The sequence below is a fragment of the Streptomyces sp. NPDC050211 genome (genome assembly GCF_040656035.1).
Classification (GTDB): domain Bacteria; phylum Actinomycetota; class Actinomycetes; order Streptomycetales; family Streptomycetaceae; genus Streptomyces.
In genome coordinates this window covers 241,558-266,075 of the sequence record NZ_JBFALC010000003.1, presented here as the reverse complement: position 1 = coordinate 266,075, position 24,518 = coordinate 241,558, and the positions used below count along the sequence as shown (strand labels likewise).

The window sequence follows — 24,518 nt, the reverse complement described above, 5'->3', positions numbered from 1 at the left end:
GGACCGGCCGCGGCCGCGGGGGAGGAGACCGCGACCGGCGTCAGGGGATCTGGACGGTCAGGCCCGGTCCACCGCGGCGGCGCCGCCGGCGGACGGGCCGGCCGCCTCGGCCTGCTTCGCGGCGGCCTCGGCCTGGGCCTTCAGGTAGGCCTGGATCTGCCGCTGGGTCTCGGCGATCTGCGCCATCGACGACTTGGTGAACAGCCAGAACGCGGGGACCGCCGCGGCGGCGATGAAGATACCGGCGAGCAGGAAGGCGTCCAGATAAGCCTGCGGCTTGCCCAGATCGTTGGCCGCGAACACCGCCGCCATCGCGGCGACACCGACCGACCCGCCGAACTGCCGCGCGGTGGTGTTCATACCGGTGCCGGTCGCGAACTTCAGGGGGTGTACGGAGATGGAGGCCGCGGTCGTGACGCTGGTGAGCGCCGCGCCGAGCACCGCCCCGCCCACTGCGCCGTACGGCAGCCAGAAGGACCAGAACTCCGGCTCCGCGCCGAGACCCTGGTAGGCCCAGATGCTCAGCCCGAGGAAGACGAGGGTGCCTACGAGGACCACGGGACGCTGCTTCTCCGGTGGTACCCGGCGCCCCACTGCGATCGCGGCGACGGCGGACAGCACCGCGCCGGGCGTGACAGCGAGACCGGCCTTGAGTACCGAGTAGTGCCAGATGGTGGTGAGGTACAGCGGCCCGGACAGGAACCAGACGAACAGGCCCGCACCGAGCAGGAACGACGTGAGGTTGGCCGCCGCGAACATCGGCGTGCGCCACAGCTCGGTCTCCACCGCCGGGGCAGAGTGCTTGCGGGAGCGCAGGAGCGAGTACGCCACGAACACGACGCCGGCGCCGATCCACGCCCACGTCTGCCCCGCGTCCCAGCCCCAGTCGCCGCCCTTCGTGAGCCCGACGACGATGCCCGCGAGGCCGAGGGTGACGGTCGCGGTGCCGATGAGGTCGGGGAGCTTGGAGTCGGTGGCGGGCCGGTTGGGCAGGCGCAGCGCGGCGGCGATCACGGCGAGGCCGATCGGGACGTTCAGGATGAACACCGAGCGCCAGCTGATCTCGCTGACGAGCAGTCCGCCGATGGACGGTCCGGCGGCCGCGGCCATGGAGCCGGCCGCGCCCCAGATGCCGATGGCCTCAGCCCGTTTGTGGGCGGGTGTCTCGGCGAGGACGAGGCCGAGCGCGGCGGGAATCATGCCCGCTGCGCCGATGCCCTGGATCGCGCGCGCCGCGATCAGTAACTCGACGTTCGGCGCGACGGCGCAGAGGAGGGACGCGGCGGTGAACAGGGCGAGCGATCCGAGGAACAGCTTGCGCCGCCCGAGTACGTCGGCGAAGCGGCCCGCCGGTGTGAGCAGTGCCGCGAAGAGGATGCCGTAACTGGTCACCACCCAGGTCAGGTTGGTCAGCGATTCTTCCGGAAAGTCCTCGTGCAGGGTGGGGAAGGCCACGTTCACGATCGTCGTGTCGAGGAAGGCCATGAAGGTCGCTGCCGAGGTCAGCAGCAGCGTCTTCCCGGCGCTTGACCCCTCGGTGCGGCCCGCGGGCGTTGCTGAGGTCACTGTGGATCCCTCCAAGAAACATTCTTTTGGTATGTGAGTACATACCGTAGGTATGTGGCTGTCAAGTGGAACCCCACGCACACGGAGTTGCCGATCCGTCACGGGGGTGTGCGCGTCCTGGCGCGTAACCCCTGTGGAAGGGAGCACGACGCAACGAGCGATGTGACCGACAGGAGTCCCGTGTGAACACCACTCACACCGCGCACGTCACTGGGCCGGTTCGCCACCATGCGGCCCTGCTCGGCATCGGGGCCTACCGGCCTCGTCGGATCGTCACCAACGAGGAGATCTGCGAGACCCTGGACTCGACGCCCGAGTGGATCCGGCGGCGCAGCGGCATCAGTACCCGCTGCTTCGCCAAACCCGACGAGACGCTGGTGGAGATGGGCACTACCGCCGCCGGCAAGGCGCTCGCCGACGCCGGTGTCGCGCCGGACGAGGTCGACCGGCTGTTCGTCGCCACCATGTCGGACGTCGGCACATGGCGCGAAGGATCAGGTCCGGGCCCAGGGGCCGGTGACGACTCGGCGGCCGTGGAGATCGCCCGCCGGCTCGGCTTGCGGACACCTGCTGTGCAGGTGAGCGCCGCGTGCGCCGGCTTCACGGTGGGCCTCGCCCTGGCCGCCGCGTCCATCGCGGCGGAGGAGGCGCGCACCTGCCTGGTCGTCGGCGTGGAGCGGATGTCGGACATTCTCGACCCGCGGGACCGCTCGACCGCCTTCCTGTTCTCGGACGGGGCGGGCGCGGCTCTGGTGGGGCGCAGCGGCGAGCCGGGCATCGGACCGGTGGTGTGGGGAACGGACCCGGAGCTGCGGGACGCCATCACTGTGCGGACGGAGCCGGAGCAGGCCGGCCCGATCATCCGGATGCAGGGCTCGGCGGTCTTCCGGTGGGCCGTGACGCACCTGCCGGAGGTCGTACAGGAGGTGCTCGCCCGGTCGGGGCTCGGCCCTGCCGACGTCCAGGCCTTCGTGCCGCACCAGGCGAACCTGCGCATCATCGAGGCGGTCGCGCAGAGCGTGGGCTTCCCCGGGCACGTCGTCGTGGCGCGCGACGTCGTGGACCAGGGCAACACCTCGGCGGCGTCGATCCCCCTCGCACTCGACCGGATGCGCACGTCCGGGGCGCTGCAGAAGGGGGACCTGGCGGTGCTCGTCGGCTTCGGGGCGGGGCTGACCTACGCGGGGACGGTGGCACGGATGCCGTGAGCACAAGATCCAGATCCGGAACCACACCTCCCGCCTCACCCCTTGTCGTCCCTGTGACCCAGCAGCGCCCGCAGGGTGTCCGCCTCCGGCACTCCGAGGGGCTCTGCCAGGCGCAGGGCGCGGCGCCACGGGCGGTCCGGGCGGCCGTGCTCCGGGGCCGTCTCGGCGGCGCGGCCCCAGGACAGCAGCGCCCGCACCTCCCCCAGCGGGCTGCCCGACGCGTGGTACAGGGCGGCCGCCCGCCGGTACCCGGCGATCGCGGCCGCGCACCGGCCGGCCGCGAGCGCGCAGTCCGCCTCCGACTGGAGCGTCTGCGCCCTGGTCAGGCCCATGTCGCAGTCCTGCAGGATGCGCCGGGTGAGCCGGGCGGCCGCAAGCGCCTCCTCGTACAGGCCGAGTCGCACATACGCCGCCGCGCACTCGGCCCGGGCGCGCGCCGACCCCTGCCGGTAGTGGATCTTCTCCGTGATCAGCAGCGCCTTGCCGAAGTTCCGCATGGCCAGGTCCGTGTGCCCGGCCGCGGCCTCGACGCTGCCCAGCAGGATCAGGCAGTCCGTCTCGATGCGCGGATCGGACAGGTGCGGGATGGCGACATGGGCCTCGCGCGCGGACGTCACGGCACGGGCGTGTGCGCCCAGATCGCCGGCGAGCGCGGCCTGGCAGGTCAGTGCGATGGCCACGCCCTCATGGAAGCCCACCTCACGGCTGACCCGCATCGCCAGATCGCACCACTGCCGCGCCTCCGCGTGCCGGCCCAGGTGACGTAACGCCAGCGCGATATAGCCGGGCAGCCGGATGTGCCCGAACCGGGAGCCGGCCTGCTCCGCGAAGTCGAGCGAGCGCCGGTAGCCGTGCAGCGCCGACCGCAGATCACCGGCGTCGTAGGCGTTGCGCGCCAGCCGGCCCCAGGCGTTGGCCTGCCCCGCCGTGTCGCCGAGGCTCTCGTGGATGCGCAGCGCTGCGCGCAGATACCGGTTCGCCGGTTCCAACAGTCCCACCGACCAGTACGAACGGCCGAGGACCGCGAGGGAGAGCGCCTCCCCGGCCCGCCATCCCGCGTCGCGGCTGACGGCGAGTGCCTCCCGGGCCCGCTCCCGCTCGCTGAGGTACCGGCCCTCCCGGTACCGCGAGTCGGCGACGTTGAGCAGCATCGCCGTGTTCGCCCGCGGGTTGCCCGTCTTGGCGGCCGCGCTCTGGGCCGCCTCCACTGCCGTGGCCCAGTCGTCGCCGCCCGGGTGCAGCCGGATGAAGCCGAGCATCGCATCGGCCAAGCGCCAGCTCGCCGGGCCGAGCCCCAGCTCCGAGGCGCGCTTTATGGCCGCGCAGATGCCGGCCTTCTCGCGGTCGAGCCAGGCGATGTCGAAACCCGCGTCCCGCAAGGTACCCCCGTCCGCCTCCGCACCGGATGCCGGGTTCGGGGTCACCTCGGGGAGGGCGTCCCTCGCCCCGTCCGTGGCGGTGGGCCGCGGCCCGAGGGACGTCACGGCCACACCCCGGTGCACACCCGACATCTGGATGCCGTTGGCGAGGCTCGCCCGCTCCACCCCCTGGCGGTACCACTCCAGCAGCCGCAGAAGGACGTCCCGGCACACCTCCCAGGGGTCCTCGTCGGCCGCGCGGCCCGCCGCGTACTCCTTGACCATGTCGTGCATCCGGTAACGGCGCGGGGCGTACTCGGCCAGCAGGTTGGCCCGTACCAGTGCCCCGATCCGCTCCTCCAGGCCGGCGAACGAGCAGTCCGCCAGCGCCCCCACCGTGTCCCGGCCGAATTCCGTGCCGGGCACGATCCCCAGTTGCCTGAACAACTCCCGCTGCTCCGCGCCGAGTTTCCCGTACGACAGGTCCAGGGCCCGCCCCATCGCCGCCCGCGCATCGGCGCCGTCCGTCATCGGGACCTGCGCGAGCACCTGGCCCAGCTGCTCCTTGGGGCGGCTCGCGGCATAGGCGCCGTTCAGCCGCACGGTCAGCGGCAGCCGCCCGGAGACCTGTACGAGCCCGGCCGCGGCGTCCGGCTCCCTGGCCACGCGCGCGCTGCCGACCAGCGATTCCAGCAGGGCGAGAGCCGCCTCGTGGTCCAGGACGTCGAGAAGTACCTCGCCGGCGAAGTAGGTGGCGGTCAGTCCTGGCATCCGGTCGCGAGAGGTCACCACGACCGCGCTGCCGTCGACGCTGGGCGGCAGCAGATGCCGTACCTGCTCCGGTCCCGCCGCATCGTCCAGCACGATCAGGACGCGCCGGCCGACGAGCAACGTGCGGTAGAGCGCGGCCCGTTCGTCGAGCCCGAAGGGGAGGTCGGCGGCCGACAGGCCCAGCGCGAGCAGGACCCTGGCCAGCGTCTCGACGGGTTCGATGGGCGGCAGATGCCGGTCGTGGCCGCGCATCTCCACGAAGAACTGCCCGTCCGGGAACGACGCGCGGGCGCGCTCCGCCCATCGCAGCGCCAGGGTCGTCTTGCCGGCCCCGGCGATTCCGCTGACCACGGCGAGGTTGCGGCCGTGCGACGAGGCGGTCGGCGCCGTCGGCTGCGCCGGCGCCAGCAAGGCGTCCAGCTGCTGCAGTTCACGCTCCCGGCCCACGAAACACCCGGCGACGGCGGGCATCCGTAACTGCTCGCGGGCCTGCGCGGCGACGGAGCTCGTTGTGCGCCCGGCGCCGCGCCCCTCGTGCTGCAGCAGCCGCTCACCGGCCTGGCGCAGTGCGTCGCCCGGCCGCGTCGACAACTCGCGGGCGAGGCGCGCCCGGATCGCTCCGTACGCGCGCAGCGCCGCCGCGGAATTGCCGCTGTCGCGGTGGGCGAGGATCAGACGCAGCGCCAACTCCTCGTCGTACGGCCGCTCCTCGGTCAGCTGCTGCAGCTGTGGCAGGATCTCCTGAGGCCGGCCGAGCCGCAGCTGCGCGTCGAACAACTCCAGGAGCGCGGCCCGGCGTTCGTCCTCCAGCAGTGTGCGCAGCGACTCGACATGGGTGCCTCCCAGGTCGCTGAGCGCGGATCCCGACCACTGCGCAAGCGCCGACCGCAGCAGCGTGGAGCGCTCCTCGTCGTCCTGGGCAGCGGTTGCCTGCGCCGCCAGATCCCGGAAGCGGTACAGATCCACGGCCGACGAGTCGACTCTCAGCACGTACCCCCCGGCCTGGGACGCCAGGACCGGTTGCCCGGGCGCGGTGCCCAGGACCTTGCGCAGCCGGGTCGCGTACCCCGCCAGCGCGTTGCGTGCCTGCCGGGGCGGGCGCTCGTCCCATACGAGTTCGGCGAGCCGCTGGCTCGGTACCACGTTGTTCACATCGACCAGAAGCATTCCCAGCAGGCTGCGCTGCCGCGCGTGCCCGATGTCCAGTTCACGATTGTCCGAAAACGCCCGTACAGGTCCCAGCACTCGCAGGTCGATCACGCTGTGTCCCCTCGGTGCTTCTTGTGTGCCCGATTTGTGTGCCCGATTCAAGGATTCTGGTGCACTGGGGAGGGCGTACAAAGCTCTTTCTGTTCGGTATGACGAACGTAACCTTCATCGCGATGAGTGATGAGCGGGTGCCCGATCTTGTTCGGTAGATCGTTTCCGCGCGGCTTGAGTCACTCGGGCCTTCGTGGCGTATACCTCTGTGGTGGCGCCTTGGCGTGCGGGTACGTGCCGGCGAGGACGGGCCGCGGTGAGTGCCGTGTCCGGACTGGTACTGAGGCGTCGCTGACCGTATTGGTCCGGCCGTGGCAGAATCAAACGGCCGGAAGGGGGCGCGGCCCGACGGGAGGGAGCCAGTGATGCCTGCGAGCATCCGTGAGGCGGTCGGTGACCACCTCGACGCAGCGATGACTCGGGACACGGTGACCCGGCTCAGCTGCCCTTCCTGCGGTTCCCTCCATGTCGCTCAGGTTCTCGGCGACAACGGCGGAATTTCCTACGTGTGCACGGCCTGCGGCCACAGCTGGAGCTGATCGATGGGTGCACACAGGCGAAAGTGCGACTGGTGCGGCAGCGGGACGCCGATCGTCCGCGACATGGAGCCGGTCAATCCCGACTACCAGTACTGGTGCGAGGAGTGCGCGCGGGCGCTGATCATAAAAGGCGACCCCATTGAGACCTACCGTGAGCTGGAGGGCGAGCCGATCTACGGTCGGCTCCTGGAGGAGCACTGCACACTCAAGCGGTTCTACTCGTTCGTCACGGCTTGACGCCGTCGGCCCTGCTGTGACCGGGCTCTGGGCCGACGGAAACGATTTGGTGTTCCCCCCGGTGGACCGTGTAATGTTGTCGTCGCCGCCGGGGGAAACCGGCACGAGGGCGACGCGGGGCTATAGCTCAGTTGGTAGAGCGCCTGCATGGCATGCAGGAGGTCAGGAGTTCAATTCTCCTTAGCTCCACAGAAATCGAGGGCGGGCCATCCGATCGGATGGCCCGCCCTCGTCGTATCTCCCTGCTCAGCGGCCCAGCGCGCGGCGTCCGCGGCCCTGGGACAGGACCGGGAGGTTGCGGGCAGGCGCCTTGTCGCGCTGGGACTCCTCCTCGATTCGCAGGGCGAGGGCCGGGCAACGGCGCACCGCACGCACCGCCTTGGCCTCCGCGTAGCGCGGCACCTGGGCCTGCGCGACGGTCGGGAAGCCGTCCGCGCCCAGTTCGAAGACCTCCGGGAGGATGTCCGCGCACAGGCCGTGGCCGCGGCAGAGCGTCCAGTCGACGTAGATCTTCTGGCGGCTGGGGCCGTTCTCCTCGGACTCGCCCCCGCCCGGCAGGCCCGTCGGGGTCCTGCCGCCCTCGAAGAGCGGCAGAACGCCCTCCACGGGCCTTCCGCAGCCGTTTCCGAGGACGTGCGCGGCGAGGTCGTCGGTGAAGGCCTTGACGGTCGACTCGAGGAACATCGCGGAGCCGTCGGGGTGGGAGCACGCGCCGCGCCGCTTCACGTTCTTGGCGACCTGCTTGAGGGCCTCCAGGGCGGCCGGACCGCCGCCGTTGAGGATGTCCTCCATGCCGCGCGCCGCGGCCGGCAGACCGAGGTAGCAGGGACCGCACTGTCCCGCGCTCTCCTCGGCCAGCCACTGGGCCACGCGCAGCGACTCGCCCAGCGGGCAGGTCTCCTGGCTGATCGGCAGAATGGCGCCGGCGCCGAGCGAACCGCCCACCGCGTCCAGCGAGTTGCGCGAGACGATCGCCTCGTTGACCGTCGCGGCGTCGATCCACTTGCCGTGGTAGCCGCCGGTCAGCACGCCCTGCGGGACCGGCGGGGCGCCGGCGAGCTGGAGGACGTAACGCAGCGGCACTCCGGTGGGGACCTCGATCACCATGGGGCGGGCTACTGCGCCGGAGACCGTGAGCATGACGGTGCCGGGTTCGTCGTACAGGCCGGTGTTGCCGTAGCGCTCGGGGCCGATGCGGGCGGCGATGGCGAGTTGGGCGAACGTCTCGGCGTTGGACAGCAGGGTGGGTGCGCCGCCGACGCCGTTCTGGGAGGCGCTGACCTTGCGGCCGGGCGGGATCGCCGGGCCGCCGTCGATGGACCGGATCAGCGACGCTGCCGCTCCGGTGACCATCCGTACGGGATTGCGCTGCACGCGCGCGCGGAGCGCCGACCTGCGGCCGTTGCTCAGTCCGCGTTCGGCGAGTGCGGCTTCCATGGAGCGCTGGGTGGACTCCCGGGTGACCCCCACCACGAGCGTGCGGGCACCCAGGGCCTCGGCGCACAGCAAGGCGCCGTCCAGGATCAGATGAGGGGCACGGTTGATGAGCACCGTGTCCTTGCGGCAGGCCGGTTCGTCCTCGCTTCCGTTGACGACGACGACCGGGCGCACACCGCGCTTGATCGCCGCCTCGGCGACCGAGCGCAGCTTCTTGTGGAAGGGGAAGCCCGCGCCGCCGCGGCCCTTGAGGCTGATGTTCTCGGCGAGCTTGGCGAGTTGCTCGCCGCCCATGGGTTCAAGCGGCCCGTGCACCTTCAGGTGCATGGGCAGATCAAGTCTTTCGACAAGGTCGAAGCCAGACGTGAGCTGCGGAAGGCCGACCACGCGGACTTCGGGTACGTCGGGCAGGGCCTCGTTCACCTATAGCCTCCGGAAGGCGTGTTCCAAGGTTCGCCCGGGCCCGGTGAGTCGAAGTCGTACGAATCGCCGGGCGTTGGTTCATTGGCGGGACCGCTGTTGTACGTGTCATCGGGGTCGTACGTGCCGTAGGGGGTGTTCGTCTCACCGGTGTCGTACACATCACTCTGGCCGTACCCGCCGGTGTCCGGATTGCTATAGGCCGGGATGTTGTATCCCGTGTCGGTGAGCGGGTCGTACGCCGACGGGGGGGCCTCGCCGACGGGCGGCGGCATCGGGATCGGCCAGCTGCCCGAGGTGCTGCCGCCGCTGTCGACGCGCGGGATCGCCTCCGTGGCCTGCATGTCCAGCGGCAGATCCATGCGAGCGGTCTGGTCGGCCGCGTACGACTGCTGGGGCTGAGGGCGCGGGGGCGTGACGGCGCGGTAGGCGGCCGCGAAGCCGTTCGCGGGCTCCGGGGCGGGCTGCTCATACAGCGGCGCCGTGGGGGGTGCCATACCGGGGGTCATGCGCGGCTGGGGGCCCGTCGCGTCGGCCCGCTCGTAGCCGGGGAGGGTGGCGCCGCCGGCGACCCGGGCGCGGCTCTCCTCCAGGTTCTCGCGGCCCGGCTTCTCCTCGGTGCCGAGGAGTGCGGCGGCCTTGTCCATGACCTGGCGCTTGACCGGGCGCGGTGCCGCGCGCAGAGCGAGGGCCGCCATGACGCCGAGCACGCAGAGCGCGTACATGACCGTGAAGATCGGGCTCTTCACCGCGCGTCCCGCGTACAGGCCGTGCACCAGCGCGGCGCACCAGGCCGGATAGGCCAGCATGTGCATCGCCCGCCAGCGAGCCGCGATCGGTGCCGGGGACGCGAATCGGTTGCGCAGCGCGCCGGTGATCCCCACGAAGATCATGAGCTGACCGGCCAGCGTGCCGAGCCCGATGAGGGCGCCGCCGCCCTGGACTTCGTCGCCGCCGGAGAACACCAGCGCGAAGGGGATGAACACGGCGATCCAGCCGACGTGGTCGAGCGCCAGCTTCACTCCGATGTGCAGCAGCAGGAACGCGATCGAGCCCACGGCGGTCACCCGGTGGATGCCCTGCGCGATGATCCGCTGCCTGGTGTTGAGGATCATCCGGTCCTGGGCGACGAGGCCCCAGATCACGGAGCAGGTGAGCAGGACGAGCGTCAAGACACCCGCCCCGAAGTTGAGGAAGTCCTGGAGCCAGAAGCCTCCGTACACCACGACGAGGGGTATGGCCAGCAGAAAGACAGCCGATGCCACCCCATAGGCCGACCGGCCTGTCTGGGGGATCGAGCTGTTACTACGACGAGGGTTCATGGGGGCAACTCCGAGCGGTTCGGGAAAGCGGTCCCGCTGCCGCACTCTAAGTCCACTTCAAACTGACCGGTACGCCGTTTGAGTTATTGCGTTGTTATCTACGGGCCCTGCGGGGCCTGTGTTGTCCATTAGCGACTGTTACGCCGGGTAATAGTTGAACCTTGTTCAGCTTTTCGGAATCTTCACAAACGGCTGTGAGGCGTCAGTGTGCCCCATGGAAGCCCGTCGCGGCCTCCTCGGCGGCTGCGGTACCCTGACGCCATGCGTGCCGTACGCCTTCTGCTTAGCGAGCCGCGCTGATCAGTCCCGACCAAGGCGAGACCTGGTGGTCGGAATCGGCGCGGCGTCCCCTCCTGTGCGAGGGGATTTTTCGTTTCTTGAATGTCGCCGCTGGCAGAGACGATCGATGGAGCTTTGAGGATCATGAGCGAGACGAACCCCGCTGCCGCCGCCGAGGTGGCCGCGCCGCACCGCTACACCGCGGCCCTGGCCGCGGAGATCGAGGCACGCTGGCAGGACTTCTGGGACGCCGACGGCACCTACGCGGCGCCGAACCCCAAGGGTGATCTGGCGGGCGATGCCGAACTGGCCGCCAAGCCCAAGAAGTTCATCATGGACATGTTCCCGTACCCCTCCGGTGCGGGCCTGCACGTCGGTCACCCCCTGGGCTACATCGCCACCGATGTGTTCGCCCGGTTCCAGCGCATGACCGGCCACAACGTCCTGCACACCCTGGGCTTCGACGCCTTCGGCCTGCCCGCCGAGCAGTACGCCGTGCAGACCGGCACGCACCCGCGCGTGTCCACCGAGGCCAACATCGAGAACATGAAGATCCAGCTGCGCCGGCTGGGCCTGGGCCACGACAAGCGCCGGTCGTTCGCCACGATCGACCCGGACTACTACAAGTGGACCCAGTGGATCTTCCTGCAGATCTTCAACTCCTGGTACGACGACGAGGTGCGCAGGGCCCGCCCGATCGCGGAGCTGGTCGACCGGTTCGAGAGCGGTGAGCGCGCGCTGCCCGGCGGGCGCTCCTGGAACGAGCTGAGCGCCGTCGAGCGCGCCGACGCCCTGAGCGAGTACCGCCTGGCGTACGCCTCCGACGCGCCCGTCAACTGGTGCCCGGGCCTGGGCACCGTCCTGGCCAACGAGGAGGTCACCGCCGACGGCCGCTCCGAGCGCGGCAACTTCCCCGTCTTCAAGGCCAAGCTGCGCCAGTGGAACATGCGCATCACCGCCTACGCCGACCGGCTGCTGGACGACCTGGACGCGCTGGACTGGCCCGAGGCCATCAAGCTGCAGCAGCGCAACTGGATCGGCCGCTCCGAGGGCGCCCGCGTCGACTTCCCCATCGACGGCGAGCGCATCACGGTCTTCACGACGCGCCCCGACACCCTGTTCGGCGCGACCTACATGGTGCTGGCTCCCGAGCATCCGCTGGTCGAGAAGTTCACGCCCCAGGAGTGGCCCGAGGGCACGCACCAGGTGTGGACCGGCGGCCACGCGACCCCCTCCGAGGCCGTCGCCGCGTACCGCGCGCAGGCCGCCTCGAAGTCCGACGTCGAGCGGCAGGCCGAGGCCAAGGACAAGACCGGCGTCTTCATCGGCGCGTACGCCACCAACCCGGTCAACGGCGAGCAGGTCCCCGTCTTCATCGCCGACTACGTGCTGATGGGCTACGGCACCGGCGCGATCATGGCCGTTCCGGCGCACGACGGCCGTGACTTCGAGTTCGCGCGCGCCTTCGAGCTGCCGATCAACTGCGTGGTCGAGCCGACGGACGGCCGGGGCACGGACACCTCCGCGTGGGACGAGGCCTTCGTGTCGTACGACGCGAAGATCGTCAACTCCACCGGTGACGGTGTCTCCCTGGACGGCCTGGGCGTTGTCGACGCCAAGGCACGCATCACCGAGTGGCTGGCGCGCAAGGGCATCGGCGAGGGCACGGTCAACTTCCGGCTGCGCGACTGGCTGTTCAGCCGCCAGCGCTACTGGGGCGAGCCCTTCCCGATCGTCTACGACGAGGAGGGCATCGCCCACGCGCTGCCCGAGTCGATGCTGCCGCTGGAGCTGCCGGAGGTCGAGGACTACTCGCCGCGCACCTTCGACCCGGACGACGCCGACACCCAGCCCGAGACGCCGCTGTCGCGCAACGAGGAGTGGGTCAACGTCACCCTGGACCTGGGTGACGGCCGCGGTCCGCGCACCTACCGGCGTGAGACCAACACCATGCCCAACTGGGCCGGTTCCTGCTGGTACGAGCTGCGCTACCTGGACCCGCACAACAGCGACAAGCTGGTCGACCCGGAGATCGAGCAGTACTGGATGGGCCCGCGCGAAGGGCAGCCGCACGGCGGCGTCGACCTGTACGTGGGCGGCGCCGAGCATGCCGTACTGCACCTGCTGTACGCGCGCTTCTGGTCCAAGGTGCTGCACGACCTGGGGCATGTGTCGTCGGCCGAGCCGTTCCACAAGCTGTTCAATCAGGGCATGATCCAGGCCTACGTCTACCGCGACAGCCGTGGCATCGCGGTGCCGGCCGCCGAGGTGGAGGAGCGCGACGGCGCGTACTACTACCAGGGCGAGAAGGTCTCCCGGCTGCTGGGCAAGATGGGCAAGTCCCTGAAGAACGCGGTCACTCCGGACGAGATCGCCGCCGAGTACGGCGCCGACACCCTGCGTCTGTACGAGATGGCGATGGGCCCGCTGGACGTCTCCCGGCCGTGGGACACGCGCGCGGTGGTGGGCCAGTTCCGGCTGCTGCAGCGGCTGTGGCGCAACATCGTCGACGAGGCGACCGGTGAGGTCACCGTCGTCGACGCGGAGCCCGACGAGAACACCCTGCGCGCCCTGCACAAGGCCATCGACGGAGTGCGCGGTGACCTGGAGGGCCTGCGGTTCAATACCGCCATCGCCAAGGTCACCGAGCTGAACAACTACCTGACCAAGGCCGGAGGTGCGGTGCCGCGGTCCGTCGCCGAGCCGCTGGTGCTGCTGGTCGCGCCGCTGGCCCCGCACATCGCCGAGGAGCTGTGGCGCAGGCTGGGCCATGAGGACTCGGTGGTGCACCAGGACTTCCCGGTCGCCGACCCCGCGTACGTCGTGGACGAGACCGTGACCTGCGTGGTCCAGGTCAAGGGCAAGGTCAAGGCCCGCCTGGAGGTCTCGCCGGCCATCTCCGAGGAGGAACTGGAGAAGGTCGCGCTGGCGGACGAGAAGGTCGTCGCGGCGCTGGACGGCGCGGGGATCCGGAAGGTGATCGTGCGGGCGCCGAAGCTGGTGAACATCGTTCCCGCGTAGGCGTCGTTTCCGCGCAGGTGTCGTGCCGGGTTTGTGCCTCCGGCTAGGGGTGGTCCCCTACGGGCAGGTTCGGGGTTTTTCTGGAACTCCGGGCCTGCCCGCTGCGTTTACCGTTGAAGAGTGGCGCGGCGTGAGTGCTGGGCCCGTCCGGAGGAGGAGCGTCGTGGAAGCAGTCGTCGCAGTTTTCGCCCTGCTCTTCGTGCTCTTCCTGGGACTCGGCGCCTACGCCACGGTGAAGGCTGTCGGCGCGGCCAAGCGCGGCGTGGACCGCACCCTCACCCAGGCCCGCCGCACGGTGGAGGAGCACACCCTGCGGGCCAAGTCCTTCGCCCAGATCGGCCCCGCCGGCGAGATCGCCCAGCTCCGGCTGAAGCTGCGCACCTCGATGCGCGCCACCCAGGACGCGCTGCACGCACGCGTGGCGGAGGACGAGTCCCTCAAGGAGTCCATCGGCCTCTTCGAGCGCCTGAGCGTGCACGGCCATGAGCTGGACGACGACCTCAAGCGCCTGGAGTCCGAGCCCGACCGGGCGACCCTCGCCGAGCGGCTGCCCGCGCTGCGCGAGCGCACCAAGCGCATCATCGACTCGGCGGACTCACTGCGCTGGGCGGCCCGGGACCGGGCCCACCGCTTCGCCGACGACGACCTGGACTCGCTCAGCACCCAGATCGACGTGGAGACCGGCGCGCTGCGACACTGGACCACCTCGGAACCCGCGCCGCCGCCCCCGTGGCCCGAAGCGCCCGCCGCCGAGAGCCCCGCCGCCCAGCAGACCTGGCCGGAGACACCCCGGTCGGAGCCGGCCGAGGAGAAGCCGGCACGACCCGCCATCACCCCGCCGGCCCCGCGTCCCACGTATCCCTGGCAGAAGAAGCCCCGTCCCGAGAGCACCACTTGATCCGGTTCCGGCCGGCCCGGGTCAGCGGGGCCGGGCTGCCGCCAGGGCGCTACGCCAGGTAACCTCCAGCTCATGTCCCGCCATGTCGCGATCGTCACCGATTCAACGGCCTACCTGCCGCCGCGGACGATGGAGCGCCACGGCATCACATCGGTGCCCCTGACCGTCGTCCTCGGCGACCGGGCACTGGAAGAGGGCACCGAGATCTCCACCCGTTCCCTCGCCCAGGCGCTCCAGAAGCGCCGCCCCGTCACCACCTCACGCCCCAGCCCCGAGCTGTTCGCCGAGACCTATCGCAGGGTCGCCGAGTCCGGGGCCACCGGCATCGTCTCGCTGCATCTGTCAGCCGAACTCTCGGGCACGTATGACGCGGCGCTCGTCGCGGCGCGTGAGGCGCCGGTGCCGGTGCGGGTCGTGGACACCGGGATGGTCGCGATGGCGCTCGGGTTCTGTGCGCTGGCCGCCGCCGAGGCGGCGGAGTCCGGCGGCACGGTGGACGAGGCGGTCACGGCCGCGGAGAAGCGGGCCGCGGGCACGTCCGCCTACTTCTACGTCGACACCCTCGACTATCTGCGCCGTGGCGGCCGGATCGGCGCCGCGCAGGCCCTGCTCGGGTCCGCGCTGGCGGTGAAGCCGTTGCTGAAGCTGGAGGGCGGCCGTATCGAACTCCTGGAGAAGGTACGGACGGCGTCGAAGGCCATCGCCCGCCTCGAGGAGATCGTGGCCGACCGGGCGGGCGGCGCCCCAGTCGACATCGCCGTCCACCATCTGTCGGCCCATGAGCGTGCGGCGGCATTGGAGGACCGGCTGCGGGCGCGGGTGCCCGGGCTCGCCGACCTGCATGTGAGTGAGGTGGGGGCGGTGATCGGGGCGCATACCGGGCCCGGGTTGCTGGGGGTTGTGGTGTCGCCGCGGTGACGTCGGCTGCCTCACGCGTGTGGGTGATGGAGTTATCCACAACTGGGCGGTAATCCCCGGAATTTGACCAAGATCATCGCGAGCGGGCCGGGCTGCCCGATCCTCGTCGCATGGCACTTCGATCACGTTCACGCGCAGCGATTGCAAGCAGCGGTCCCGGCCGCGGCCCCGCCTCCGACGGCCGCACCCGCCATCGCCGCCGCCCTTATCCGCGGAGCCGGTCCCGGTACCGATACGCGTCGGCGGAGGAGCTTCGCCGACGCGCGGAGGTTCTGTTCGGCGAACGGGCTGTTCGGCGGCGGGAGTTGGGAGAGGGGGCGGCGAGTCGGGACGAGGAGGCGGCGGGCCGGGACGAGGGCGTGGGCGCCCCTGATGTCCCGTATGCCGAACCTCATATCCCGTACGCCGACATGGATGTCGGTGACGATGTGCCGCCCGTCGGCGGAGGAGGCGGCGACGATGCCCCGCCCGCTGCCGCGGACGTCGATGGCGGTGCCCAGGCCCGGCACGGCGCGAGGGCTTGGCGGGGGCGGGTCGGGCTGGTGTTGCGGGAACGGATGCCGGTGTGGCTGCAGGCGCGGTGCGGGCTGGAGCGCAGGAGCGTGGTCGCACTCACCGCGCTGCTGGTCGTCGCCGCGGCCTTCGCGGTGCAGCACTTCTGGACCGGCCGGACCCAGCCCGTGCGCCCGCCCGAGGTCGTACAGGCGGCGGCTCCGTTCGCGGCAGAGGCGCAAGCGGAAGGCGAGCCGAGCAAGGCTCCCGGCGGCCCCACCGCCGGAGGGACCGCGGCGGCCGAGATCGTGGTGGACGTCAGCGGCAAGGTCCGGGAGCCCGGAATCCAGCGGCTGCCCGCGGGTTCGAGGGTCGTCGACGCACTCCGCGCGGCCGGCGGGGTGCGTCCCGGGACGAACACCGACGGTCTCAATCGCGCCCGCTTCCTCGTGGACGGGGAGCAGGTGATCGTCGGCGCTACTGGCGCGGCCCCGGGCCCGGTGCCGGGCGGCTCGGTCGGCTCGGCCGCGGGGGCGGCTCCCGCGGCTCCGGTCTCGCTCAACACCGCAACCGTGGAACAGCTCGAAACCCTGCCGGGCGTGGGACCGGTGCTGGCGCAGCACATCATCGACTACCGCACCCAGCACGGCGGCTTCCGCTCGGTGGACCAGCTGCGCGAGGTGAACGGCATCGGTGACCGCCGCTTCGCCGATCTACGGGATCTCGTACAGCCATGAGTGCCACCCGTCGGCCCAGCGCAGCCACCCCCGACATCTCCGACGAGGCCGGCGTCGCCGGTCCCCGCGCCTCGGTGCACACCGCCTCCGGCAACCGGCTCGGCGCTGCCCACCCCCGACAGGAAGGACCGACGGACCTACGACTTGTTCCGCCCGCGCTCGCTGCCTGGGCGACGGCCGCGCTGGCGCTGGACGCGCCGCCGGAGTGGATCATCGGGATCACGGGAGTGTGCCTGGTCGCGGCGGGTGTGCTGGTGACGATACGGCGACGATGGTCCCGCGTCTCGGTCGCCGCGGTCCTCCTCTGTGTCGCCGCGGGCGCGGCCTCCGCCGGGCTGCACGGGGCCGATCTGCGGCGCGGGCCGGTGCCCGGGCTGGCGCGGGAGTACGCGACCGTGACGGCCGAGGTCGAGGTGACCGCCGATCCCCGGCTCACCCGGCCCCGGATCAGAGGGAACCACGCGGCGCCGAGTGCCGTGCTGATCGGCGCGGACGTGCGGCACGTCGAGAAGGCGGACGGGACGGCGGCGGAGACGCGGGCACCGGTGCTGTTGATCGTCGACGCGGGGCCACGCCCCACCGCCGAGGGGCCGAAGGCATCGCCGTGGCTGCGGCTGCTGCCCTCCACGCGGCTGCGCGTCACCGCACGGCTGGCCCCTGCCCTGGTGGGCGGGGACCGGGTCGCCGCCGTGGGGCGGGTGCGGGATCAGGCGGTGCCGTGGGTCGTGGGGGAGCCGTCGGCGGCGCAGCGGTTCGCGGGGCGACTGCGGGCCGGGCTGCGGGAGGCCACGGACGGGTTGCCGGCGGATGCGCGGGCGCTGTTGCCGGGGCTGGTCGTCGGGGACACCGCACGGATCACTCCGGAGCTGGACGAGGCCTTCAAGGAGACCGACCTCGCGCACACGCTCGCCGTCTCCGGAAGCAACCTCACGATCATCCTCGCCCTGCTCATCGGACCGCCCGGGCTGGCGCAGCGCGTCGAGCGGCGCGGACTCGCGCCCCGCTTCGGCATCCCGCTGCGGACGACCGCGCTGTTCGGCGGCGTGCTCACGCTCGGGTTCGTCGTGGTGTGCCGGCCTGACCCGAGCGTGCTGCGGGCCGCGGCCTGCGGGGCGGTCGTGCTGCTCGCCCTCGCGACCGGACGCCGCAGATCGCTGATCCCGGCGCTGGCGACGGCCGTCCTGCTGCTGGTGCTGTACGACCCGTGGCTGGCCCGGAGTTACGGCTTTCTGCTGTCCGTGCTGGCCACCGGCGCCCTGCTTACACTCGCGCCCCGCTGGAGCACCGTGCTGCAGCGACGCCGGGTGCCGCCGCGGCTCGCCGAGGCGCTGGCCGCTGCTGCCGCCGCTCAGGCGCTGTGCGCGCCGGTCGTCGCGGTGCTGTCGGCAAGGGTGAGCCTGGTGGCGGTGCCGTGCAACCTGCTGGTGGAGTTCGCGGTCGCACCCGCGACGGTGCTGGGCTTCGCCGCGCTGGCGACGGCGCCGGTGGCGATGCCGGTGGCCGAGGCGCTTGCGTGGTGCGCGAGTTGGCCGGCCGGGTGGATCGCGGACGTGGCCCGCACGGGAGCGGCGCTGCCCGGGGCGGGCGTGGACTGGCCGGGAAGCTGGACCGGGGCGGCGCTGCTGGCGCTCGTCACCGTGGTGGTCCTGCTCGTCGGCCGCCGGCTGCTGCGGCATCCCTGGTGGTGCGGTGCCTGCGGGGTGCTGCTTCTGCTGGCGGTCGTGCAGCCGCCGCCGCTGGCCAGGGTGATCACGGGTTGGCCACCGCCGGGCTGGCGGATGGCGATGTGCGATGTCGGACAAGGGGACGCGCTGGTGCTCGCGGCGGGTGAGGGCGCCGGTGTGGTCGTGGACGCCGGGCCGGATCCCCGGCTGGCCGACCGCTGTCTGCGCACACTCGGCATCACCCGGGTTCCGCTGGTGATCCTGACCCATTTCCACGCGGATCACGTGGCCGGTCTGCCCGGGGTGCTGCACGGGCGGGCGGTCGGTGCGATCCAGACGACGGGACTCGAAGAGCCGGAGGACCAGGCGGAGTTCGTACGGAGAGAGGCCGCGGCGCGGCGCATTCCAGTGACGAGAGCCGTCGCCGGGGAACAGCGGCGCAGCGGGGCGCTCAGCTGGCAGGTCGTCTGGCCGCCACCGCATGCTGCGTCGGTACCGGACACGGAGGGGCCGAACGACGCCAGTGTCAGCCTGCTCGTCCGGTCGGCGGGGCTGCGGCTCCTGTTGCTCGGCGACCTCGAACCCCCGTCCCAGCAGGCGCTGCTGAGGTCACCGGCGGGGGCGTGGCTGGGTGGCGTGGACGTGCTCAAGGTGGCCCACCATGGCTCCGCCTATCAGGATCCGGAGCTGATACGCCGGGTCGCGCCGCGACTGGCGTTGATCTCTTGCGGTCGGGACAACCCGTATGGGCACCCAGCACCAGGTACGGTCGCGGCGCTGCGGGCGCAAGGAGCGGTGGTGCTGCGGACGGACGAGGACGGGGCCCTGGCTGTCGCGGGTACGGGCGGGGAGCTGCTCGTGGCGCGAGACTGAGGGCATGAATTCCGCAGAGGTTGATGCCTATCTCGGTCGCCTGGGAGTAGAGCGCCCGGCGTGGCCCACCGTCGACGTCCTGCGCGAGCTGCATCTGCGCCATCTGCAGAGCGTTCCGTTCGAGAACCTGTCGATCCATCTCGGCGAGGAGATCGTGCTCGAGGAGAAGCGGCTGCTGGACAAGGTGGTGGGGGTGCGGCGGGGCGGGTTCTGCTACGAACTCAACGGGATTTTCGGGGCGTTGCTGACCGCGCTGGGATACGACGTCACGCTGCTGGCGGCCCGGGTGTACGGCGACGAGGGGCTGTTGGGGATCCCGTACGACCATCTCGCGCTGAAGGTGCGCACGGTGGACGGGGGTGAGTGGCTGGCCGACGTCGGGTTCGGGGCGCACAGTCACTATCCGCTGGCGTTCGAGGCGCGGGCGGAGCAGAGGGATCCCGGGGGAGTCTTCCGGATCGTCGAGGCGGGGCCGGATGCGGCCGGGGTGCGGGGTGATGCGGCCGGGGCGCCCGATCTGGACGTCGTCCGGAACGGCAGCCCGCAGTATCGGCTGGAGATGCGGCCGCGGGTGCTCGGTGACTTCGTGGCCGGGGCGTGGTGGCACAGCACGTCTGCGGCTTCCCACTTCGTGCGGTCGCTGGTGTGCTCGCGGGTCACGGAGGACGGCGGGAGGGTCACGCTCAGCGGGCGGGCGCTCACGGTGACGGCGGGGGACGGGGCGCGGGAGGTGCGGGAGCTGGGGTCGGATGCGGAGGTTCTTGCGGCGTATCGGGAGAGGTTCGGGATCGAGCTGGCTGCTGTGCCGGTGGTTCGGGGGGCCGGGCGGGAGGGTTGACCTGGTGCTTCGGGGGGCGGTCGGGAGGGTGACCTGGTGCTTCGGAGGCGGGGTGGGTGGCGGAAAATGGGGGCGTGAGTGATGTGAGACATGTGCTGGTGCTGCCTGACCGGGATGCCGCGGAAGAGGTGGTGGAGGCGCTGGGGGAGCGGTTCGGGGTGCGTGAGGAGCCGCAGGTGGTGCGGGATGCGTTGGCCGGTGAGGACGATGCGGAGGATGCGCAGTGGCTTGTGGTTCTGCGGGATGAGGAGGGGCGGTTGGATGCGGGGGAGTTGGATGCGTTTGTGGGGGAGTGGGAGGGGTGGCGAGAGGAGCCGTGACGCTGCGCTGCGGTGCCGGGTAGTGCTGGGCTCGCTTTGAGGGGTGCCCGGCGTTGGGGCTGGGCGGGGGTGGGTCGCGCAGCCCGGCGCTTGCGGGGTGCCGCCTGCGCCCACCCGTGCCGCCCCAGGCGGCACGCATGCCCGCAGCTTGGCTGCTCCCCCCCTTGTCAGTGGGGCGTGACATGCTTGGCGTGATGGCCAGGAAGAGTGTTGATGATGACCCGCTCGTGCCTGTGACGCTTGCTGTGGGGCAGGAGGATCTTCTGCTTGACCGGGCTGTGCGGGAGGTGGTGGCTGCGGCGAGGGCTGCTGATGCCGATACGGATGTGCGGGATCTGACGTCGGACCAGTTGCAGCCGGGGACGTTGGCTGAGTTGACGAGTCCGTCGCTGTTCGCGGAGCGGAAGGTCGTGGTCGTACGGAATGCGCACGATCTGTCCGCGGACACGGTCAAGGACGTGAAGGCGTATCTCGGGGCGCCCGCCGAGGAGATCACGCTCGTGTTGTTGCACGCGGGCGGCGCCAAGGGCAAGGGACTGCTCGACGCCGCGCGGAAGGCCGGGGCGCGGGAGGTCGCGTGTCCCAAGATGACGAAGCCGGCGGACCGGCTGGCCTTCGTCAGAGGTGAGTTCCGGGGGCTCGGGCGGTCGGCCACGCCCGAGGCCTGCCAGACGCTCGTCGATGCCATCGGGAGTGACCTGCGGGAGCTGGCCTCGGCCGTCTCCCAGCTCGTCGCCGATGTCGAGGGGACCATCGACGAGGCGGTGGTCGGGCGGTACTACACCGGGCGGGCCGAGGCCTCCAGCTTCACCGTCGCCGACCGCGCCGTGGAGGGGCGGGCCGCGGAGGCGCTGGAGGCGCTGCGGTGGTCGCTGGCGACCGGCGTGGCTCCGGTGCTGATCACCAGCGCGCTCGCCCAGGGCGTACGGGCGATCGGGAAGCTGTCCTCGGCACGCGGCGGCCGGCCGGCCGATCTGGCGCGTGAGCTGGGCATGCCGCCGTGGAAGATCGACCGGGTGCGCCAGCAGATGCGCGGCTGGACTCCGGACGGGGTCGCCGTGGCGCTGCGGGCCGTCGCGGAGGCCGACGCCGGCGTGAAGGGCGGCGGGGACGATCCCGAGTACGCGCTGGAGAAGGCGGTTGTCACGATCGCGCGGGCCGCTCGGTCCAGGGGGCGAGGCTAGCCCGAAGAGAGGAGAATCGGGCGTATCAGCCGTAGATCGCCGATATGACGGAAAGGTGGCATCTGTCATGGCTGAACACCCGCACGCAACTCTCGTCCGCAAGGGCTACGAAGCCTTCATACGCGGTGACATGGACTCCCTGCGTGAGCTGCTGACCGCGGACTGTGCGCACCATGTCCCCGGAAGTCACCCGCTGTCGGGCGACTTCAAGGGGCAGGATGCGGTCATCGACATGTACGGCCGCCTCTTCCAGGAGACGGGCGGCACGATGCAGGTCGAGCTGCGCAACATCCTCGTCGACGGCCGCGGGCACGCCGTCGCCGTGCATCACTTCAGCGCGGACCGTCAGGGCAAGCACATCGACGAGGACGGCGCCATCGTCTTCCGGATCGTCGGAGACAAGGCCAGCGATCTCGACGAGTGCGTCTCGGACATCGACAAGTCCAACGACTTCTGGACCTGACCCAGGCACACCAAAGGCCCCGCCGCCCGCCCTGGGGAAGGGCGAGGCGCCGGGGCCTTCGGTTCAAGACGGTGAGCCCGTACCCGCGTGGCGAACGCAGGCCGCGTACAGGCTCGGGGTGCCGGACGGGAGCGGATGAGAGAGGGCCCGCTCGATTCCCTCCGGCGGTCAAATCAAGTGTCAGCCCTTGAGGGACGCGACCTTGGAAGCCAGCGCCGACTTCTTGTTGGCGGCCTGGTTCTTGTGGATGACGCCCTTGGAGACGGCCTTGTCGAGCTCACGCGCAGCAGCGCGCTGGTACTCGGTGGCCTTCTCGACGTCACCCGCGGCAGCTGCCTCACGGGCCTTGCGGATCGCGGTCTTCAGGGAGGACTTGACGGCCTTGTTGCGCAGCCGGGCCTTCTCGTTGGTCTTGATCCGCTTGATCTGGGACTTGATGTTCGCCACGAATGAGCCTCTACAGGTTCTGGCGCGGGGCCGCAGGGGTCCCGCACCGATGATTTTCTTGGGGTGTGCCTCGCGCTGAGAGGGCATGAGACACAGCCACCCAGACTACCAGTGGCCCGGCCCACGGCCCAAAACGGTGTCCGGTCGCCGCCCGTGGGACCATGGAGCCTACGTATCGATCCGACCCGAGGCATAAGGCGCCTCAAGAGACAGGACCCTGCGTGCCCGCGACCCCTAACAATGTGCCCGAGCCGAGCCGTACCGCCCCGGCTCTGATCCGCAATTTCTGCATCATCGCGCACATCGACCACGGCAAGTCCACGCTCGCCGACCGGATGCTCCAGCTGACCGGGGTGGTCGAGCAGCGGCAGATGCGTGCTCAGTACCTCGATCGCATGGACATCGAGCGCGAGCGCGGCATCACGATCAAGTCCCAGGCGGTGCGGCTGCCGTGGGCCCCCACCCACGACAAGAGCAACACGCACATCCTCAACATGATCGACACCCCGGGGCACGTCGACTTCACCTACGAGGTCTCGCGGTCGCTCGCCGCCTGCGAGGGCACCGTCCTCCTCGTCGACGCCGCCCAGGGCATCGAGGCCCAGACCCTCGCCAACCTCTACCTGGCGATGGAGAACGACCTCAAGATCATCCCCGTCCTGAACAAGATCGACCTGCCGGCCGCCCAGCCGGAGAAGTTCTCCGAGGAGCTCGCCAACCTCATCGGCTGCCAGCCGGAGGACGTGCTCAAGGTCTCGGCGAAGACCGGCCTGGGCGTGGACGCGCTCCTGGACCGGGTCGTCCGAGACGTCCCGGCGCCGGTCGGCGTCAAGGACGCCCCCGCCCGCGCGATGATCTTCGACTCGGTCTACGACTCCTACCGGGGCGTGGTCACGTACGTCCGCGTCATCGACGGCCAGCTCAACAAGCGCGAGCGCATCAAGATGATGTCGACCGGCGCCACCCACGAGCTCCTCGAGATCGGCGTCTCTTCCCCCGAGATGACGCCCGCCGACGGCATCGGCGTCGGCGAGGTGGGCTACATCATCACCGGCGTGAAGGACGTCCGCCAGTCCAAGGTCGGCGACACCATCACCAGCAAGGACAAGGGCGCCACCGAGGCCCTCGGCGGGTACAAGGACCCCAAGCCGATGGTCTTCTCCGGCCTCTATCCGCTGGACGGCTCGGAGTACCCCGACCTCCGCGAGGCCCTGGACAAGCTCCAGCTCAACGACGCCGCCCTGGTCTACGAGCCGGAGACCTCCGCGGCCCTCGGCTTCGGTTTCCGCGTCGGCTTCCTCGGCCTGCTGCACCTCGACGTCATCCGTGAGCGCCTGGAGCGCGAGTTCAACCTCGAACTCATCGCCACCGCGCCCAACGTGGTCTACCGCGTGATCATGGAGGACGGGAAGGAGCACACGGTCACCAACCCGAGCGAGTTCCCCGAGGGTAAGATCGACAAGGTCTTCGAGCCGGTCGTGAGGGCCACGATCCTCGCTCCCAGCGAGTTCATCGGCTCGATCATGGAGCTCTGCCAGACCCGCCGCGGCACCCTTCTCGGCATGGACTACCTCTCCGAGGACCGCGTGGAGATCCGCTACACGCTTCCCCTCGCCGAGATCGTCTTCGACTTCTTCGACAACCTGAAGTCCAAGACCCGCGGCTACGCCTCTCTGGACTACGAGCCCACCGGCGAGCAGGACGCCTCGCTGGTGAAGGTCGACATCCTGCTGCACGGCGACCGGGTCGACGCCTTCTCCGCCGTCACCCACAAGGACGCCGCGTACGCGTACGGCGTACGGCTCGTCGCCAAGCTGCGCGAACTCATCCCGCGCCAGGCCTTCGAGATCCCCATCCAGGCCGCCATCGGCTCCCGGGTCATCGCCCGCGAGACCATCCGCGCCATCCGCAAGGACGTCCTCGCCAAGTGCTACGGCGGTGACATCTCCCGTAAGCGGAAGCTGCTGGAGAAGCAGAAGGAGGGCAAGAAGCGGATGAAGATGGTGGGTTCCGTGGAGGTTCCTCAGGAGGCCTTCATCGCCGTTCTGTCCAGCGACGAGAACGCCGGATCGGGCAAGGGCAAGAAATAGCCACCTGTCACCCGCGAAAATTGGGGCTCGTCGCGTCACAGCGCGACGGGCCCCTGTGCGTCCGTACGGTCGCCCGATCGGGGAAGTGACAGGCCGCAGCCCCTTACGCACCGGCCGGTCGCGCTCTACTCTGATCTCTGCTCGGTAGTTACTCGCGAGTTAAACAACCGATCTGC

At 70.8% G+C, this 24,518-nt stretch carries 18 protein-coding genes and 1 tRNA gene; 14 read left to right on the top strand and 5 right to left on the bottom strand.

Annotation, left to right across the window (positions count from 1 at the left end; all coding sequences use genetic code 11):
• Positions 1 to 57: 57 nt before the first annotated feature.
• A complete protein-coding gene (locus tag AB0I98_RS05135) occupies positions 58 to 1,566 on the bottom strand; it encodes a DHA2 family efflux MFS transporter permease subunit (RefSeq protein ID WP_362935476.1) in 1,509 nt (502 codons plus the stop codon).
• Positions 1,567 to 1,748: 182 nt separating this feature from the next.
• Between AB0I98_RS05135 and AB0I98_RS05130 the strand changes: the two genes are divergently transcribed.
• Complete coding sequence (locus AB0I98_RS05130; RefSeq protein ID WP_362935473.1) at positions 1,749 to 2,774, top strand: beta-ketoacyl-ACP synthase 3; 1,026 nt, start codon at positions 1,749 to 1,751, stop codon at positions 2,772 to 2,774.
• Between the two features lie 35 nt (positions 2,775 to 2,809).
• On the opposite strand, the gene AB0I98_RS05125 is transcribed toward AB0I98_RS05130, so the two are convergent.
• Positions 2,810 to 6,163 (bottom strand): BTAD domain-containing putative transcriptional regulator, encoded by a 3,354-nt coding sequence (locus tag AB0I98_RS05125; protein ID WP_362935470.1) that lies wholly within the window; start codon positions 6,161 to 6,163, stop codon positions 2,810 to 2,812.
• Positions 6,164 to 6,528: 365 nt separating this feature from the next.
• Between AB0I98_RS05125 and AB0I98_RS05120 the strand changes: the two genes are divergently transcribed.
• The 3 genes from AB0I98_RS05120 to AB0I98_RS05110 all read left to right on the top strand — a co-directional run bounded on the left by AB0I98_RS05120 (position 6,529) and on the right by AB0I98_RS05110 (position 7,128).
• The gene (locus AB0I98_RS05120) at positions 6,529 to 6,702 is read left to right on the top strand and encodes a hypothetical protein (protein WP_210574530.1); all 174 of its coding nucleotides are present in this window, start codon (positions 6,529 to 6,531) and stop codon (positions 6,700 to 6,702) included.
• 3 nt (positions 6,703 to 6,705) lie between these two features.
• Positions 6,706 to 6,939 carry a hypothetical protein gene (locus AB0I98_RS05115; RefSeq protein ID WP_003976229.1) on the top strand — a complete coding sequence of 78 codons (234 nt, stop codon included), beginning with the start codon at positions 6,706 to 6,708 and terminating at the stop codon, positions 6,937 to 6,939.
• Positions 6,940 to 7,055: 116 nt separating this feature from the next.
• Positions 7,056 to 7,128 (top strand) — tRNA-Ala (locus AB0I98_RS05110).
• A gap of 57 nt (positions 7,129 to 7,185) precedes the next feature.
• Here the strand turns inward: AB0I98_RS05110 and AB0I98_RS05105 are convergent.
• On the bottom strand, positions 7,186 to 8,799 hold the full coding sequence (locus AB0I98_RS05105) for an NADH-ubiquinone oxidoreductase-F iron-sulfur binding region domain-containing protein (protein ID WP_362935467.1): 1,614 nt from the start codon (positions 8,797 to 8,799) through the stop codon (positions 7,186 to 7,188).
• Entirely contained in the window at positions 8,796 to 10,061 is a 1,266-nt protein-coding gene (locus AB0I98_RS05100; RefSeq protein ID WP_362935464.1) for a cytochrome b/b6 domain-containing protein, read from the bottom strand. The genes AB0I98_RS05105 and AB0I98_RS05100 overlap by 4 nt, the downstream gene beginning before the upstream one ends.
• Positions 10,062 to 10,541: 480 nt before the next feature.
• Between AB0I98_RS05100 and leuS the strand changes: the two genes are divergently transcribed.
• From leuS to AB0I98_RS05055, 9 genes are all read left to right on the top strand, one after another.
• Positions 10,542 to 13,418 carry a leucine--tRNA ligase gene (leuS, locus tag AB0I98_RS05095; protein ID WP_362935461.1) on the top strand — a complete coding sequence of 959 codons (2,877 nt, stop codon included), beginning with the start codon at positions 10,542 to 10,544 and terminating at the stop codon, positions 13,416 to 13,418.
• Between the two features lie 163 nt (positions 13,419 to 13,581).
• Positions 13,582 to 14,316: a hypothetical protein gene (locus AB0I98_RS05090; RefSeq protein ID WP_362935457.1), complete on the top strand. Its 735-nt coding sequence runs from the start codon at positions 13,582 to 13,584 to the stop codon at positions 14,314 to 14,316.
• Positions 14,317 to 14,388: 72 nt separating this feature from the next.
• Positions 14,389 to 15,234: a DegV family protein gene (locus tag AB0I98_RS05085; RefSeq protein ID WP_362935454.1), complete on the top strand. Its 846-nt coding sequence runs from the start codon at positions 14,389 to 14,391 to the stop codon at positions 15,232 to 15,234.
• Positions 15,235 to 15,344: 110 nt separating this feature from the next.
• Positions 15,345 to 16,463 (top strand): ComEA family DNA-binding protein, encoded by a 1,119-nt coding sequence (locus AB0I98_RS05080; RefSeq protein WP_362935451.1) that lies wholly within the window; start codon positions 15,345 to 15,347, stop codon positions 16,461 to 16,463.
• Positions 16,464 to 16,537: 74 nt separating this feature from the next.
• Entirely contained in the window at positions 16,538 to 19,000 is a 2,463-nt protein-coding gene (locus AB0I98_RS05075; protein ID WP_362935734.1) for a ComEC/Rec2 family competence protein, read from the top strand.
• A 4-nt stretch (positions 19,001 to 19,004) separates the two neighbouring features.
• Positions 19,005 to 19,838, top strand: a complete 834-nt coding sequence (locus tag AB0I98_RS05070; RefSeq protein ID WP_362935448.1) for an arylamine N-acetyltransferase — start codon at positions 19,005 to 19,007, stop codon at positions 19,836 to 19,838.
• 74 nt (positions 19,839 to 19,912) lie between these two features.
• The gene (locus AB0I98_RS05065) at positions 19,913 to 20,158 is read left to right on the top strand and encodes a hypothetical protein (RefSeq protein WP_362935445.1); all 246 of its coding nucleotides are present in this window, start codon (positions 19,913 to 19,915) and stop codon (positions 20,156 to 20,158) included.
• A gap of 194 nt (positions 20,159 to 20,352) precedes the next feature.
• Positions 20,353 to 21,342 carry a DNA polymerase III subunit delta gene (gene holA, locus AB0I98_RS05060; protein ID WP_362935442.1) on the top strand — a complete coding sequence of 330 codons (990 nt, stop codon included), beginning with the start codon at positions 20,353 to 20,355 and terminating at the stop codon, positions 21,340 to 21,342.
• Between the two features lie 67 nt (positions 21,343 to 21,409).
• The gene (locus AB0I98_RS05055; RefSeq protein ID WP_362935439.1) at positions 21,410 to 21,805 is read left to right on the top strand and encodes a nuclear transport factor 2 family protein; all 396 of its coding nucleotides are present in this window, start codon (positions 21,410 to 21,412) and stop codon (positions 21,803 to 21,805) included.
• A gap of 180 nt (positions 21,806 to 21,985) precedes the next feature.
• Here AB0I98_RS05055 and rpsT read toward each other — a convergent pair whose 3' ends face one another.
• Entirely contained in the window at positions 21,986 to 22,252 is a 267-nt protein-coding gene (gene rpsT / locus AB0I98_RS05050; RefSeq protein ID WP_301980956.1) for a 30S ribosomal protein S20, read from the bottom strand.
• A gap of 221 nt (positions 22,253 to 22,473) precedes the next feature.
• On the opposite strand from rpsT, the gene lepA reads away from it, so the two are divergent.
• A complete protein-coding gene (lepA, locus tag AB0I98_RS05045; RefSeq protein WP_210574512.1) occupies positions 22,474 to 24,342 on the top strand; it encodes a translation elongation factor 4 in 1,869 nt (622 codons plus the stop codon).
• Positions 24,343 to 24,518: the final 176 nt, after the last annotated feature.

What these genes read in the sequence shown, in the direction of transcription:
- leuS (WP_362935461.1), top strand. Translation starts at nt 10,542, where the DNA reads ATGAGCGAGACGAACCCCGCTGCCGCCGCCGAGGTGGCCGCGCCGCAC.
- AB0I98_RS05085 (WP_362935454.1), top strand. Translation starts at nt 14,389, where the DNA reads ATGTCCCGCCATGTCGCGATCGTCACCGATTCAACGGCCTACCTGCCG.
- AB0I98_RS05070 (WP_362935448.1), top strand. Translation starts at nt 19,005, where the DNA reads ATGAATTCCGCAGAGGTTGATGCCTATCTCGGTCGCCTGGGAGTAGAG.
- AB0I98_RS05120 (WP_210574530.1), top strand. Translation starts at nt 6,529, where the DNA reads ATGCCTGCGAGCATCCGTGAGGCGGTCGGTGACCACCTCGACGCAGCG.
- AB0I98_RS05115 (WP_003976229.1), top strand. Translation starts at nt 6,706, where the DNA reads ATGGGTGCACACAGGCGAAAGTGCGACTGGTGCGGCAGCGGGACGCCG.
- holA (WP_362935442.1), top strand. Translation starts at nt 20,353, where the DNA reads ATGGCCAGGAAGAGTGTTGATGATGACCCGCTCGTGCCTGTGACGCTT.
- AB0I98_RS05080 (WP_362935451.1), top strand. Translation starts at nt 15,345, where the DNA reads ATGGCACTTCGATCACGTTCACGCGCAGCGATTGCAAGCAGCGGTCCC.
- AB0I98_RS05055 (WP_362935439.1), top strand. Translation starts at nt 21,410, where the DNA reads ATGGCTGAACACCCGCACGCAACTCTCGTCCGCAAGGGCTACGAAGCC.